The organism is Streptomyces sp. NPDC088157 (assembly GCF_044741545.1).
GTDB lineage: Bacteria > Actinomycetota > Actinomycetes > Streptomycetales > Streptomycetaceae > Streptomyces.
This window is the reverse complement of sequence record NZ_JBIUSU010000002.1, coordinates 315,508-329,045: the sequence shown is the minus strand read 5'-3', so window position 1 is coordinate 329,045 and position 13,538 is coordinate 315,508. Positions and strand designations below refer to the sequence as shown.

Genomic DNA, 13,538 nt, shown 5'->3' with positions numbered 1-13,538 from the left:
CCGTCCTCCGTGGGCTGCCGCCCCCCAGGGCTCGCTTCGGCCCTGAACCGGCTCGTCCTCGGACTCCCCCGGAGGGGCGCCGACCCCCGCGGACCGACTGGATGTGCGTGCCCACCTCCAGCCCGCAAGGCGCCGCGCGAGTTGGCATGGTCAATGGCCGGAATTGGTTGATATCAGGCCTTAAATGGTGCGGTGACCACATCCGACCGCCGTTCCGCGCTGCGGGCGGGCGCCGGGCTCGTCGCCGGGGGTGCGTTCGCGGCCGCGTGCTCGCCCTCCAGGCCCTCGTCCGGCACCGTCGCCCAGCACGCCCCCACCTCCCCTTCTCCGGCCCCGACCTCCGCGGACCGCACCTCCTCGCTCCCCGCCTCCGCGGCGCCCGCTTCTTCTCCGGCCGGCGCCACCGGGGCCCCGGCCCGTCCACCGGTCGCTCCCGAGCCCCGTGCCTTCCCGGGGCACCCCGTGCAGATCACGCACGGTCCCCGCGACCGTTCCCGGGTCGCCCTCACCTTTCACGGTCAGGGTGAGCCCTCCGTCGCCCGGGCCCTGCTCGCGGAAGCGGAACGGCACGGCGCCCGGGTCACCGTGCTGGCCGTCGGGACCTGGCTCGACGAACACCCCGGCCTCGCCCGCCGGGTCCTCGACGGCGGCCACGACCTGGGCAACCACACCCAGCGTCACCTGGACATCAACGCCATGTCCGAGGCCGAGGCGGCGGCCGAGATCACCGGGTGCGCCGAGCGGCTGCGCAAACTCACCGGGTCCATCGGCACCTGGTTCCGCCCCTCCCGCGCCACCCGCGCCTCCCCGCTGGTGGAAGGGCTGGCCCGCCGCGCCGGCTATCCGCACGTCCTCTCCTACGACGTCGACTCCCTCGACTTCACCTCGCCGGGCGCACCCGCCGTCGCCCGCAACATCCTCGACGAGATCCGGGGCGGGTCCGTCGTGAGCCTGCACTTCGGGTACGCGGACACGGTCGCCGCGCTCCCCGCCGTACTCGACGAACTCGACCACCGCGGACTGCGCGCGGTCACCACCACGGAGCTGATCGGCTGATGCACCGCAACCTCGTGAAAAGCGCCCTGCTCGCGAGCGCCGCGCTCGCCGTCCTCGCCGCCTGCGGCACCGGGACCGGGGACGGGGAGGGATCGGGCGGGGCCACCAAGGCGGCCGCCCCCGCGCCGACGAAGAAGGCCCCGAAGTCCGCCGTCGACGGGCTGCCCGGCATGCCGCCGGTGCTCGATCCGAAGGACGTCTACGCGGCCGACCGCCCGGGCCGCCTCTCCCCGGTGGTCAAGGACTTCCCGTCCCGCGTCTACGTGCCCAACACCGAGTCCGACACCGTCTCCGTGATCGACCCGAAGACGTACCGGGTGATCGAGACCATCCACGTGGGGCGGCAGCCGCAGCACGTCGTGCCGTCCTGGGACCTGAAGACCCTGTGGGTCAACAACAACCGCGGGCACACCCTGACCCCCATCGACCCCCGGACCGGCAAGGCGGGCAAGGAGGTCGCGGTGCACGACCCGTACAACCTCTACTTCACGCCCAACGGCAAGTACGCCGTCGTCATGGCCTCCCTCGACCGCGAACTCGTCTTCCGCGATCCGCACACCATGGAACGGATCAAGACGGAACCGGTCACCTGCTATGGCGTCAACCACGCCGACTTCTCCCTGGACGGCAGGTACTTCATCGTGTCCTGCGAGTTCAGCGGTGAGCTGCTGAAGGTCGACACCGAGCGGATGAAGGTCGTCGGCCAGCAGAAGCTGCCCTTCAAGGGCGCCATGCCGCAGGACGTGAAGGTGTCGCCCGACGGGAAGCGGTTCTACGTCGCGGACATGATGGCCGACGGGATGTGGGTCGTCGACGGCGACAGCTTCGGCAAGCCGGAGTTCCTCTACACCGGCAAGGGCTGCCACGGGCTGTACGTCGGCCGCGACTCCCGTGAGATGTACGTGTCGAACCGCGGCGAGGGCACGGTCTCCGTCTTCGACTTCCACGAGAAAGCGCTCACCAGGAAGTGGCGCCTCCCGCACGGCGGCAGCCCCGACATGGGCGGCGTCTCGGCGGACGGCAAGGTGCTGTGGCTGTCCGGGCGGTACAACTCCGAGGTGTACGCCGTCGACACCCGCACCGGAGAGCAGCTCGCCCGGATCAAGGTCGGCAGGGGCCCGCACGGCCTGGCCGTCTACCCGCAGCCCGGCCGCTACTCGCTCGGCCACACCGGCGTCTTCCGCTAGACAACGCCGGTTGGGGACACGCCGCCGATCGGGTGATGATCCACGACTCGCCGCCGGGGAACCGACATCGTGCTGCGCATGATCATCACTCGCGTCCGGCGGCGGTTCGTCGCCGCCGCACTCTCCCTGGGTGCCGTTCTCGCGACCACGGCGGCCGTGCCCGCCGCCGCACCGGCCGAGGTTCCCGCGAAGGCGAGGACGAAGGCAGCCGCACCCGCCTGCCCCCAGTTCGACGACCCGGTCAAGGCCGCCGCCGACCGGCAGGTGGACGTCCCGCGCATCACCCCGGCACCGGTCTGGCGCAAAAGCTGCGGCACGCTGTGGCGCAGCGACAACCGCGCCCCCGACATCCTCTTCGACGAGGGCTTCCACCCCAAGGACGTCACCAACGGCCAGTACGACATCGAGAAGTACGTCCTGGACAACCAGCCCTCCCCGTACGTCTCCACGACCTACGACCACGACCTCTACAAGCGCTGGAAGTCCCACTACAACTATTACGTCGACGCCCCGGGTGGCATCGACGTCAACCGGACCATCGGCGACACCCACAAGTACGCCGACCAGGTCGAGGTGGCCTTCCCGGGCGGCATCGCACGGCAGTACATCCTCGGCGCGTGTCCCGTCGACAGGGCCACGAAGACGGAGGTGCTCAGCGGCTGTGTGAGCAATCCGAACTACGTGCCGTGGCACTGACCGCCGTGACGTCCCGTTTCGGTCCGACGGTGAGCAGCGCCTCCGCTCCGACCGGCCGGTAGCCCGCCGCCTGGAACGCCCGTGTGCTGCGGGCGTTCCCCGGGGAGATCTGGGCCCACACCGGCTCGCCTCCGCCCAGGTGCCGCGCCGCGGTCGCCAGGGCCCGCCCCAGCCCCCGGTGCCGTACGCCCTCCTCGACCTCCACGGCTGCCTCCAGCCGCCCCGCGACCCCGCGCCCGAGGACGACCACGCCGCCCTCGGCGGCCCACACCCGCACCTCGTCGCGCCGCCTGCGCGAGCTCACCACCCGGGGGTGGTCCGGGTCCTGGATCTCCGTCACCGCGAGGGACGGCGGGCCCGGCAGCGGGGAGCCGACCACCAGCGCGTCGACCGTCTCGGCGGTACGGCCCGTGCGGTCCAGCAGCGCGGTCAGGAACCGGGGGCTCATCGACGCGGCGAGGGCGTCGCAGTCGGCGGCGGCGAGTGTGTCGTGCACCCACGCGGGGTCCTCGTCGATGAAGACCACCGAGTGCGCGGTGAAGGAGAGGACGCCCGCGTCGCGGCGGGAGGGCTGGGGGACGACGGTCGTGCGGCCGTCGGGGGGAGGGAAGACACCGCGCGCGGCCGCGTCGAGAATGTCCCGCAGGTTCCCCACCGCACCGGCCCCCTTGTGCTCCTTGAGTCTCCACCCACTGGAAGGCCCACACTCACACACATGATCGACGACGGTACCGGACTCTTCACCATCGGAGAGCTGGCTCGCTCCGCCGGACTGACCGTGCGCACCATCCGCTACTGGTCCGACGAGGGCGTCCTGACCCCCGTGACGCGCTCGGCCGGCGGCTACCGGCTCTACGACGTGGAGTCCGCCGCCCGCCTGGAACTGATCCGCACGCTTCGCGAGCTGGGCCTCGGCCTGGCCGACGTGCGCCGGGTGCTGGCCGGGGAGGGGACGGTCGCGGAGGTCGCGGCGGCGCATGTGTCGGCGCTGGACGCGCAGATCAGGTCGCTGAAGGTGACCCGGGCCGTGCTGTCGTCCGTGGCGCGACGCGGCTCGACCGCGGAGGAGATGACCCTGATGAACAGACTGGCCCGGCTGTCGGCGGCGGAACGCAAGCGGATCGTCGACGACTTCATGGCGGAGATCTTCGACGGCCTCGACACCGCCGACCCCGACATCCGTACCCGGCTGAGGTTCGCCGCGGCGGACCTGCCGGACGACCCCGGCCCCGAGCAGGTGGACGCCTGGGTGGAGCTGGCCGAGCTGATCCAGGACCCGGAGTTCCGGATGCTGATGCGGAGGATGGTCGAGTTCAACGCGGCGGACCGGGGGCCGGACGTCCCGGCGGGCACCTCCCTGTGGTTCATGAGCCGTCTCGTGCAGCTCGGGGGCGAGGCGCTGCAAAAGGGCGTCCGCCCCGGGGACCCGGCGGCCGAGGAGGTCCTGCGGGGCCTGCTGGGCGACGCGGACCGGGCCGCCGTCCTGGACCGCCTGACCGCCGCCTCGGACGAACGGGTCGCCCGTTATCGCCGGTTGGCGGCGATCGTGAACGGCATCGGATCCCAGCCCTCGTACGACGAGGAGTTCCTCTGGGTGGTCGCTGCGCTGCGGGCTCACCAGGGCCGTTAACCTGACCAGCGTCAGTAGAACAGCGAGTATGACCGCAAGGCATGACGAAGAGGGGCGGATCGGTGGCCGACATCGAAGAAGCGCGCAAGGAGTTCCAGCGGATCGACACGGACGGGGACGGCTTCGTCACCGCGGCCGAGTTCAAGACCGCCCTGGCCCAGGGGGGTGACTGGAACGTCACCGAGTCGGTCGCCGAGGTCATCATCAAGAGCCGCGACCTCGACGGTGACAAGCTCCTCTCGTTCGACGAGTTCTGGGCGCACCTGAACAAGTGAGACGAGCGGCAGGGGGCGCCTCGCGGATGCGGGGCGCCCCCTGTTTTCCTGCCCGGCCCTTTCACGCCCGGCCCTTTCACGCCCCGCTCTTCACGCCCCGCTCTTCATGTCCGGCTGTTCGATCCCGGCTGTTCGATCCCGGCGCTCGATACACACCGTCCAGCGACCGCCGGTACTGCCCCGGCGCGACGCCGTACTCCCGTTTGAACGCCTTGGCGAAGGCGAACTCCGAGGTGTAACCACTGCGTTGGGCGATCTGCCGCAGGGGGACGTCGTCCGCGCGCAGGAGTCGGCCGGCGGTCGTCATCCGCCACCAGGTCAGGTAGGTCAGCGGCGGCTCGCCGACCAGCGCGGTGAACCGGCGCGCGAAGGCCGCCCGGGACAGCCCGCCCTCGCCGCCCAGCTCCTGCACCGTCCACGGCCGGGCCGGGTCGCCGTGGATCGCGCGCAGCGCCGCCGAGACCGCCGGGTCGGCGAGCGCCGCCGCCCAGCCCGCGGTCCGTCCGGCCCCCCGCTCCAGCTGCCACCACGCACGCAGGATGTACAGCAGGAGCGTGTCCAGGAGCGCGGTGACGATGGCGTCCGAACCGGGGCTGCGCTCGTCCAGCTCCATGCCCAGCAGCTCGACCGCGGCGCGCAGCGAGCGGTGCGTGCCGACCCGGGCGGGCAGGTGCATGACTTCCGGCAGTTCGGCCAGGAGACGGTGGGCGCGGGAGCGGTCCAGCCGGTAGACACCGCACATCACCACGGCGTCCGCGCACCCGGGCGCGTCGGCCGGGCGTGGGGGTTCGGGCCAGCGGCCGTCGGAGCCCACCCGCACCTCCTTCAGCGGCGCGTCGAGTCCGCTGGCCAGCGCGTGGCCGTGGCCGTGCGCCAGGAACACCACGTCCCCTGCCGCGAGGGCGACCGGTTCGCCCCCGGCCGGGATCAGCCAGGCCGACCCGCGCAGCAGAACGTGGAACCCGGCGCCGTCCGACTCCCCGAAACGCATCCCCCAGGGGGCATGCACGTCCTGACGGGAGGAGTGCGGCCGCCCGGTGCGCATCGCGGCGACGGCGTCGCTGAGTACGTCCATGCCGACACCGTAGCGTCTGCCGCGCGGGGTGGGACGCACGAGGCGAGACGCACGGACAGGAAACCGATACCGACGGACATGGATCGTCTCGCGGCCGGAGCCTAGCGTCGACGACATGACATTCTCTTCCTCGACTCCCGCTCGTACCGTGCTCTTTCACGAACTCGGCGGCCCCGACGTCCTCACCGTCGAAGAGGTCGACCTGCCCGCGCCCGGCCCCGGGGAGGTGCTCGTGCGTGTGGAGGCGGTGGCGCTCAACCGGGCCGAGGCCCTCTTCCGCTCGGGCGGCTACTACTACCGGCCGACCCTGCCCGGCTCCCGCAACGGCTACGAGGCGGCGGGCGAGGTCGAGGCGGTCGGCGAGGGCGTGACCGCGTTCGCGCCCGGCGACCCGGTGATGTCGGCGGCCAACTTCGAACTCGGCGCCCACGGGGTCTACGCCGAACGCATCCTGCTGCCGCAGGCCTCGCTGGTCCCGCGCCCGGCCGAGGTCGACGCCGTCGACGCGGCGGCCGTCTGGCTCACCTACACCACCGCCTACGGCGCCCTGGTCGAACGGGCGGGTCTGGCCCCGGGTGACCGCGTCCTGATCACCGGCGCGTCCAGCGGGGTGGGCACGGCCGCGATCCAGGTCGCCCGCCGGGCCGGCGCGATCCCGATCGCCACCACCCGGACCGAGGCCAAGCGGCGACGGCTGTACGACCTGGGCGCGGAGCACGTGATCGTCAGCGACGACGAGGACGTGATCAAGGAGACCGCGCGGCTCACCGGCGGCCGGGGCGCCGACATCGTCCTCGACGCGATCGGCGGCGCCGGCTTCGCCGCCCTGGGCGAGGCGACCGCCGCCGACGGCACGCTGGTCAGCTACGGCTGGCTGGACCAGCAGCCCATCCTGCTGCCCCGCAGATGGCCGCTGACCGTGCACGGTTACGCCAACCTCGTCGTCACCGGCACCGAGGACGGCCGCCGCCGCGGCTCCCACTACGTCAACTCCGGTCTCGCCGACGGCACGCTCCGCCCGGTGGTCGCCGAGGTCTTCGAGGGCCTGGACCGCATCCGGGACGCCCATCGCCTGATGGAGTCGAACGCGCATACGGGAAAGATCGTCGTACGCGTCACGGAATAGCCCGCGGCCGTCCGGGGTTGACCGGCCCAGAAGCATGCATGTGCATCGGTTCTGGAAAGGGCAGGAACTGTCATGAAGATCGGCATCATCGGCGCGGGCAACATCGGCGGCAACCTCACCCGGCGCCTCAGCGCCCTCGGCCACGACGTCTCCGTCGCGAACTCCCGCGGGCCGCAGACGCTCAAGGAGCTCGCCGAGGAGACGGGAGCGACCCCCGTCGACGTCGAGGAGGCGGCGCGCGGTGCCGAGGTCGTGGTGATCACGATTCCGGTCAAGGCGGTCCCGAACCTGCCGTCCGGCATCCTGGACGGCGCGGCCGACGGCGTGGCCGTCATCGACACCAACAACTACTACCCGCAGCAGCGCGACGGCCGGATCGGGGAGATCGAGGACGAGGGCATCACCGAGAGCCGCTGGACGGAACGCCGGATCGGCCACCCCGTGATCAAGGCCTTCAACGGCACCTACGCCCAGGACATCCTGGACCGCCCGCGCGCCGCCGGCGACCCCGACCGCACCGCGCTCCCGGTCGCCGGCGACGACGAGACGGCGAAGGCGAAGGTGCGCGCCCTGATCGACGAGCTCGGCTTCGACACCGTGGACGCGGGCGGCATCGACGACTCCTGGCGCCAGCAGCCCGACACCCCCGTCTACGGGCTGCAGGCCGGCACCGAGGCGGTCACCAGGGCGCTGGCGGAGGCGAACCCGGAACGCCCGGCGGCCTTCCGCGGCTAGGACCCGGCCGGCTTGATCCGCAGGACCCGCGTGCAGGCCCCCCTGTACGGCGCCTAGACGATCCGCAGGGCGTGGTGCGGTCCGTCCGGCAGCTCGACCGCGATCGAGTCCCCGGGCCGCACCACGCCCCCGCTCAGCACCACGCTCATGATCCCGGACCTGAAGCTCGGCCGGCCGTCCGGGCCCTGCCCGACGACCTGCTTCATGAGCCCCTTCTGGAAGCCGTCGATCTGCGCACAGGGGTTCCGCAGCCCGGTGACCTCGACCACGGCCTCCGCACCGAGTCGCAGCAGCGTCCCGGTGGGCAGCCCGAGCAGGTCGATCCCGCGGGTCGTCACGTTCTCCCCGAGGTCCCCTGCGGCCACCTCGAACCCGGCCGCCCGCACCTCTTCGAACAGCTCCTCGTGGATGAGGTGCACCTGCCGCAGATTCGGCTGCGAGGGATCCTTCCGCATCCGGAACCGGTGCTTCACCGTCGCCCCGGCATGCACGTCCCCCGCCACCCCGAGCCCGGCGAGCAGCGTGACGCTCTCCCGGTTGGGCTTGGTGAAGGAGTAGGTACCACTCCTGCTGACGGCGCTGACCGACCCACTCATACGTCGAATCCCCCTCTCCTGCGACTCCCAGTGAACCGCAGGCCAGAGCCTAGGCGAGACCGGGGCCGGCCGTCCTTGCGGTCAGCCGAGCCGGGTCAGCCTCACAGTGCCTCCCGGTGCCGCCGCGTCCGCCGGGGGCAGAGCCGTGGGGTAGAGGCGGACGTCGCTGAGCGCGGCGTCGGCGTACTCGCCGTAGGCGTCCGAGGAGAGGCCGGCTCGGGCGCGAAGGCCGAGGTGAACACCTGCAGTGCCGCCTCCACCGCACAGAAATGGACGATCGGCACCGACGGCACGGTCAGGGCGGCGAGCCTCTGCCCGGACACGGCGGCCAACTCCACCACGTCCGGCGCCGGGGTCGCCGGCGCTCGGGTCGGTCAGGCACAGGGTGCTCTTGGCCGCGTTGACCGGAGTGCCGGTCGACGTCACCCGCCACTTCTCGCCGAGGCACAGTCCACGGAGGAGGCACGGGCTCTCCGCATCGACGACCACGCGCTGATCCAGTCGTTCCCGCAGGAGCCGGCGGCGCCCGTCGCCGCCGTCCTGATGGCAGCGCTGTCGGGCGACCTGGCTCCCGGCGCGCGGGTCGTGTGTTCTGCTCACCGGGCCGGTGTTCGAACGACGGCGATGACTCGTCCGAGGCATCCCAGGAGGTCGCGCGGCAGGGGCTCCGGCCGCTGGACGTGCCAGGGGCCGGTCAGGACCCCATCCCCCTAGCACTCGATGATGTTCACCGCCAGCCCGCCGCGGGCCGTCTCCTTGTACTTGACGCTCATGTCCGCGCCCGTTTCCTTCATGGTCTTGATGACCTTGTCCAGGGACACCTTGTGCGAGCCGTCGCCGCGCATGGCCATCTTGGCCGCGGTGACCGCCTTCACCGCGGCCATGCCGTTGCGTTCGATGCAAGGGATCTGGACCAGGCCGCCCACGGGGTCGCAGGTCAGGCCGAGGTTGTGCTCCATGCCGATCTCGGCCGCGTTCTCGACCTGCTCGGGGGAGCCGCCGAGGACCTCGGCGAGCGCGCCCGCGGCCATCGAGCAGGCCGAGCCGACCTCGCCTTGGCAGCCGACCTCGGCGCCGGAGATGGAGGCGTTCTCCTTGAAGAGCATGCCGATGGCCCCGGCCGCCAGCAGGAAGCGGACCACCCCGTCCTCATCGGCTCCGGGCACGAAGTTGACGTAGTAGTGCAGGACCGCCGGGATGATGCCGGCCGCGCCGTTCGTGGGGGCGGTCACCACCCTGCCGCCGGCCGCGTTCTCCTCGTTCACCGCCATCGCGTAGAGCGTGATCCACTCCATGGACAGCGCCAACGGATCGCCCTCCGCCCGGAGTTGACGCGCCGTCATGGCCGCCCTGCGGCGGACGCGCAGGCCACCCGGCAGGATGCCCTCGCGGGACATGCCCCGGGACACGCACGCCCGCATCACCTGCCAGATCTCCAGCAGCCCGGCCCGGATCTCGTCCTCGGTGCGCCAGGCACGTTCGTTCTCCAGCATCAGCGAGGAGATCGACAGGCCGGTCTCCTTCGCCAGGCGCAGCAGCTCGTCGCCCGTGCGGAAGGGGTACTTCAGGACCGTGTCGTCGAGCTTGATGCGGTCCGCGCCGACCGCGTCCTCGTCCACGACGAAGCCGCCGCCGACCGAGTAGTACGTCTTCGACAGCAGCTCGGCGCCCTGCGCGTCGTGGGCCCATATCGTCATGCCGTTGGCGTGGTACGGGAGCGCCTTGCGGCGGTGCAGGACCAGGTCGTCGTCGAAGGAGAACGGGACCTCGTGCGAGCCCAGCAGCCGCAGCCGGCCGGATTCCTTGATCTGCTCCACCCTGTCGTCCGCGCCCTCCACGTCCACCGTGCGCGGCGAGGATCCCTCCAGGCCGAGCAGGACCGCCTTCGGCGTGCCGTGGCCGTGGCCGGTCGCGCCGAGCGAGCCGTACAGCTCGCAGCGCACCGACGCGGCGGAGTCCAGCAGACCCTCGCTGCGCAGCCGCCGTGCGAACATGCGCGCCGCGCGCATCGGGCCGACCGTGTGGGAGCTGGACGGGCCGATACCGATCGAGAACAGGTCGAAGACCGAGATGGCCACGGTGGGACTCCTTCACTACAGGGTGGTGCGGGGTGCCGCCCACACCTCACAGTGTGCGCGGCACCCGGGAAAGGGAACTATCCGTTCAGACCGGGGTACAGCGGGTGCTTGTCCGCCAGGGCCGTGACCCTGGCCTTCAGCGCCGCCGCGTCGGCCTCCGCGAACGGGGACGGCGCCTTCAGCGTCTCGGCGATCACGTCCGCGACCTCGGTGAAGTCCTCGGCGCTGAAGCCGCGGGTCGCCAGGGCGGGCGTGCCGATCCGCAGACCGGAGGTCACCATCGGCGGCCGCGGGTCGTTGGGGACCGCGTTGCGGTTGACGGTGATGCCGACCTCGTGGAGCCGGTCCTCGGCCTGCTGACCGTCCAGCTCGGACTCGCGCAGGTCGACCAGGATCAGGTGCACGTCGGTGCCGCCGGACAGGACGTTCACCCCGGCCGCGCGGGCGTCGGGCGCGGTCAGTCGCTCGGCGAGGATCCGCGCGCCCTCGACCGTACGGACCTGGCGCTCCTTGAAGTCCTCGCTCGCGGCGACCTTGAAGGAGACCGCCTTGGCCGCGATCACGTGCTCCAGGGGGCCGCCCTGGAAGCCCGGGAAGACGGACGAGTTCAGCTTCTTCGCGAACTCCTTCTTCGCGAGGATGATGCCGCCGCGGGGGCCGCCCAGCGTCTTGTGGGTGGTCGACGTGACGACGTCGGCGTACTCCACCGGGTTCGGGTGGAGACCGGCCGCGACCAGACCCGCGAAGTGCGCCATGTCGACCCACAGGAAGGCCTCGACCTCGTCCGCGATCCGGCGGAACTCGGCGAAGTCCAGCTGCCGCGGGTACGCCGACCAGCCCGCGATGATCACCTTCGGGCGGTGCTCCTTGGCGAGCCGCTCGACCTCGGCCATGTCGACCAGACCGGCGTCGTCCACGTGGTACGCGACCACGTTGAACTGCTTGCCGGAGAAGTTCAGCCGCATGCCGTGGGTCAGGTGGCCGCCGTGTGCCAGGTCCAGGCCGAGGATCGTGTCGCCGGGCTGGGCCAGCGCGAACAGGGCGGCCTGGTTGGCGGAGGCGCCCGAGTGGGGCTGGACGTTGGCGTACTCGGCGCCGAACAGCTCCTTGATCCGGTCGATCGCGATCTGCTCGGCCACGTCGACGTGCTCGCAGCCGCCGTAGTAGCGGCGGCCCGGGTAGCCCTCGGCGTACTTGTTGGTCAGGACCGAGCCCTGCGCCTCCATCACCGCGAGCGGAGCGAAGTTCTCCGAGGCGATCATCTCGAGCGTGGACTGCTGGCGGTTCAGCTCGGCGTCGACCGCGGCGGCGATCTCCGGGTCGAGCTCGTGCAGGGGCGTGTTCAGGACGGACATGCGTCTACGACTCCTCAGCCGGCGGTGTAGGCGGTGTACTCGTCGGCGGTGAGCAGATCGTCCTGCTCGCCCGCCGTGCGTACCTTGAACAGCCATCCGCCCTCGAAGGGGGCGGAGTTCACCAGCGCCGGGTCGTCGACGACGTCCTGGTTGACCTCGACGATCTCGCCGGACACCGGCGCGTACAGCTCACTGACCGACTTGGTCGACTCCAGCTCGCCGCAGGTCTCGCCCGCGGTCACCGTGTCACCGACCTCCGGGAGCTGGACGAAGACCACGTCGCCGAGCGCGTTGGCCGCGTGCTCCGTGATGCCGACCGTCGAGACGCCGTCCTCGGCGACCGACAGCCACTCGTGCTCCTTGCTGTAGCGCAGCTGCTGGGGGTTGCTCATGGCCTGAATTCTCCTGTACGCGGGGGAGTGCTGGTGAATGGGGGACTGCTGGAGGCGCGCGTGAACAGCGGAAATGTGCGCAGGGTCACGCGCGTGCGGGCGTCGACGCGCCCAGTGTCTACTTCCGGCGCTTGTAGAACGGCAGCGCCACGACCTCGTACGGCTCGTGGCTGCCCCGGATGTCCACGCCGACACCGGCCGTTCCGGGCGCCGCGTGGGCGGCGTCGACGTACGCCATCGCGATCGGCCTGCCGAGGGTGGGGGAAGGGGCGCCGGAGGTGACCTCGCCGATCACCTCGCCGCCGGCGACGACCGCGTACCCGGCACGCGGCACCCGGCGGCCCTCGGCGACCAGGCCGACGAGGACGCGCGGGGGCTGCTCGGCGGCCCGCCCGGCGGCCGCCTCCAGCGCCGTACGGCCGACGAAGTCGCCGTCCTTGTCGAACTTCACCACCCGGCCGAGTCCCGCGTCGAAGGGGGTGAGGGAGGTGCTCAGCTCGTGCCCGTACAGCGGCATGCCCGCTTCCAGGCGCAGGGTGTCCCGGCAGGACAGGCCGCAGGGGACCAGGCCGGCGCCCTCGCCGGCCTTGGTCAGCGACTGCCACAGCTCGACGGCGTGCTCCGGCCGCACGAACAGCTCGAAGCCGTCCTCGCCGGTGTAGCCGGTGCGCGCGATCAGCGCGGGGACGCCGGCGACGGTGCCGGGCAGGCCGGCGTAGTACTTCAGGCCGTCGAGGTCGGCGTCGGTGAGGGCCGCGAGGATGCCGGGGGACTCGGGGCCCTGCACGGCGATCAGCGCGTAGGCGTCGCGGTCGTCGCGGACCTCGGCGTCGAAGTCCCCGGCGCGCTCGGTCAGCGCGTCCAGCACGACCTGCGCGTTCGAGGCGTTGGCCACCACCATGAACTCGGTCTCGGCCAACCGGTAGACGATCAGGTCGTCCAGGATGCCGCCGTCCGCCCGGCAGATCATCGTGTAGCGGGCGCGGCCTGCCTTGACCGCCCCGATGTTGCCCACCAGGGCGAAGTCGAGGAGGGCGGCGGCCTGCGGGCCGGCGACGGTGATCTCGCCCATGTGCGAGAGGTCGAAGAGCCCGGCCCGGGTGCGGACGGCGTGGTGCTCGTCGCGCTCGGAGCCGTAGCGCAGCGGCATGTCCCAGCCGGCGAAGTCGGTCATCGTGGCGCCGAGCGCACGATGCACGGCGTCGAGGGCGGTGTGGCGCTGCTCGGCGGGCGGGACGGATGCGGGGTCGGTACTGCTCATCGGGCGTTCGTCTCCCAAGGCGACGGGATCCCCCCGTGCGAGCGACGCAGGGCATGCGGGCACGGGGGAAGGCGAG

Annotated in this window: 14 protein-coding genes; 7 read left to right on the top strand and 7 right to left on the bottom strand. The window is 71.8% G+C overall.

What is annotated here, in order from left to right; genetic code table 11:
* The first annotated feature begins 192 nt into the window (after window positions 1–192).
* The 3 genes from ACIPFH_RS07835 (at window position 193) to ACIPFH_RS07825 (ending at window position 2,939) form a co-directional block, all read left to right on the top strand.
* Window positions 193–1,056 (top strand): polysaccharide deacetylase family protein, encoded by an 864-nt coding sequence (locus tag ACIPFH_RS07835; protein ID WP_401824216.1) that lies wholly within the window; start codon window positions 193–195, stop codon window positions 1,054–1,056.
* Window positions 1,056–2,243 (top strand): YncE family protein, encoded by a 1,188-nt coding sequence (locus ACIPFH_RS07830; RefSeq protein WP_401824214.1) that lies wholly within the window; start codon window positions 1,056–1,058, stop codon window positions 2,241–2,243. The genes ACIPFH_RS07835 and ACIPFH_RS07830 overlap by 1 nt, the downstream gene beginning before the upstream one ends.
* A gap of 78 nt (window positions 2,244–2,321) precedes the next feature.
* Complete coding sequence (locus ACIPFH_RS07825) at window positions 2,322–2,939, top strand: ADP-ribosyltransferase (protein WP_401824212.1); 618 nt, start codon at window positions 2,322–2,324, stop codon at window positions 2,937–2,939.
* Here the strand turns inward: ACIPFH_RS07825 and ACIPFH_RS07820 are convergent.
* Window positions 2,896–3,594, bottom strand: a complete 699-nt coding sequence (locus ACIPFH_RS07820) for a GNAT family N-acetyltransferase (RefSeq protein WP_401824211.1) — start codon at window positions 3,592–3,594, stop codon at window positions 2,896–2,898. The two genes, ACIPFH_RS07825 and ACIPFH_RS07820, sit on opposite strands and share 44 nt — an antisense overlap.
* A gap of 60 nt (window positions 3,595–3,654) precedes the next feature.
* Here ACIPFH_RS07820 and ACIPFH_RS07815 point away from each other — a divergent pair, with 60 nt between their 5' ends.
* Both ACIPFH_RS07815 and ACIPFH_RS07810 read left to right on the top strand, forming a co-directional pair.
* Complete coding sequence (locus tag ACIPFH_RS07815; RefSeq protein WP_401824209.1) at window positions 3,655–4,569, top strand: MerR family transcriptional regulator; 915 nt, start codon at window positions 3,655–3,657, stop codon at window positions 4,567–4,569.
* A 62-nt stretch (window positions 4,570–4,631) separates the two neighbouring features.
* On the top strand, window positions 4,632–4,844 hold the full coding sequence (locus ACIPFH_RS07810) for an EF-hand domain-containing protein (RefSeq protein ID WP_314219160.1): 213 nt from the start codon (window positions 4,632–4,634) through the stop codon (window positions 4,842–4,844).
* A 76-nt stretch (window positions 4,845–4,920) separates the two neighbouring features.
* Here the strand turns inward: ACIPFH_RS07810 and ACIPFH_RS07805 are convergent, their stop codons facing one another.
* Window positions 4,921–5,919, bottom strand: coding sequence for an AraC family transcriptional regulator (locus ACIPFH_RS07805; RefSeq protein ID WP_401824207.1), 999 nt, complete (start codon window positions 5,917–5,919; stop codon window positions 4,921–4,923).
* Between the two features lie 115 nt (window positions 5,920–6,034).
* Here ACIPFH_RS07805 and ACIPFH_RS07800 point away from each other — a divergent pair, with 115 nt between their 5' ends.
* Window positions 6,035–7,045, top strand: a complete 1,011-nt coding sequence (locus ACIPFH_RS07800) for a zinc-dependent alcohol dehydrogenase family protein (protein WP_401824206.1) — start codon at window positions 6,035–6,037, stop codon at window positions 7,043–7,045.
* A 72-nt stretch (window positions 7,046–7,117) separates the two neighbouring features.
* Entirely contained in the window at window positions 7,118–7,780 is a 663-nt protein-coding gene (locus ACIPFH_RS07795) for an NADPH-dependent F420 reductase (protein WP_401824204.1), read from the top strand.
* Between the two features lie 53 nt (window positions 7,781–7,833).
* On the opposite strand, the gene ACIPFH_RS07790 is transcribed toward ACIPFH_RS07795, so the two are convergent.
* The 5 genes from ACIPFH_RS07790 to gcvT all read right to left on the bottom strand — a co-directional run bounded on the left by ACIPFH_RS07790 (window position 7,834) and on the right by gcvT (window position 13,462).
* Window positions 7,834–8,376 (bottom strand): MOSC domain-containing protein, encoded by a 543-nt coding sequence (locus tag ACIPFH_RS07790; protein WP_401824202.1) that lies wholly within the window; start codon window positions 8,374–8,376, stop codon window positions 7,834–7,836.
* Window positions 8,377–9,086: 710 nt separating this feature from the next.
* Window positions 9,087–10,454, bottom strand: a complete 1,368-nt coding sequence (locus ACIPFH_RS07785; protein ID WP_356250607.1) for an L-serine ammonia-lyase — start codon at window positions 10,452–10,454, stop codon at window positions 9,087–9,089.
* Window positions 10,455–10,531: 77 nt separating this feature from the next.
* Window positions 10,532–11,809 (bottom strand): serine hydroxymethyltransferase, encoded by a 1,278-nt coding sequence (gene glyA / locus ACIPFH_RS07780; protein WP_356250605.1) that lies wholly within the window; start codon window positions 11,807–11,809, stop codon window positions 10,532–10,534.
* Between the two features lie 14 nt (window positions 11,810–11,823).
* On the bottom strand, window positions 11,824–12,201 hold the full coding sequence (gene gcvH, locus ACIPFH_RS07775; protein WP_171399556.1) for a glycine cleavage system protein GcvH: 378 nt from the start codon (window positions 12,199–12,201) through the stop codon (window positions 11,824–11,826).
* A 118-nt stretch (window positions 12,202–12,319) separates the two neighbouring features.
* Window positions 12,320–13,462 carry a glycine cleavage system aminomethyltransferase GcvT gene (gene gcvT, locus ACIPFH_RS07770; protein ID WP_401824199.1) on the bottom strand — a complete coding sequence of 381 codons (1,143 nt, stop codon included), beginning with the start codon at window positions 13,460–13,462 and terminating at the stop codon, window positions 12,320–12,322.
* Between the last annotated feature and the right edge of the window lie 76 nt (window positions 13,463–13,538).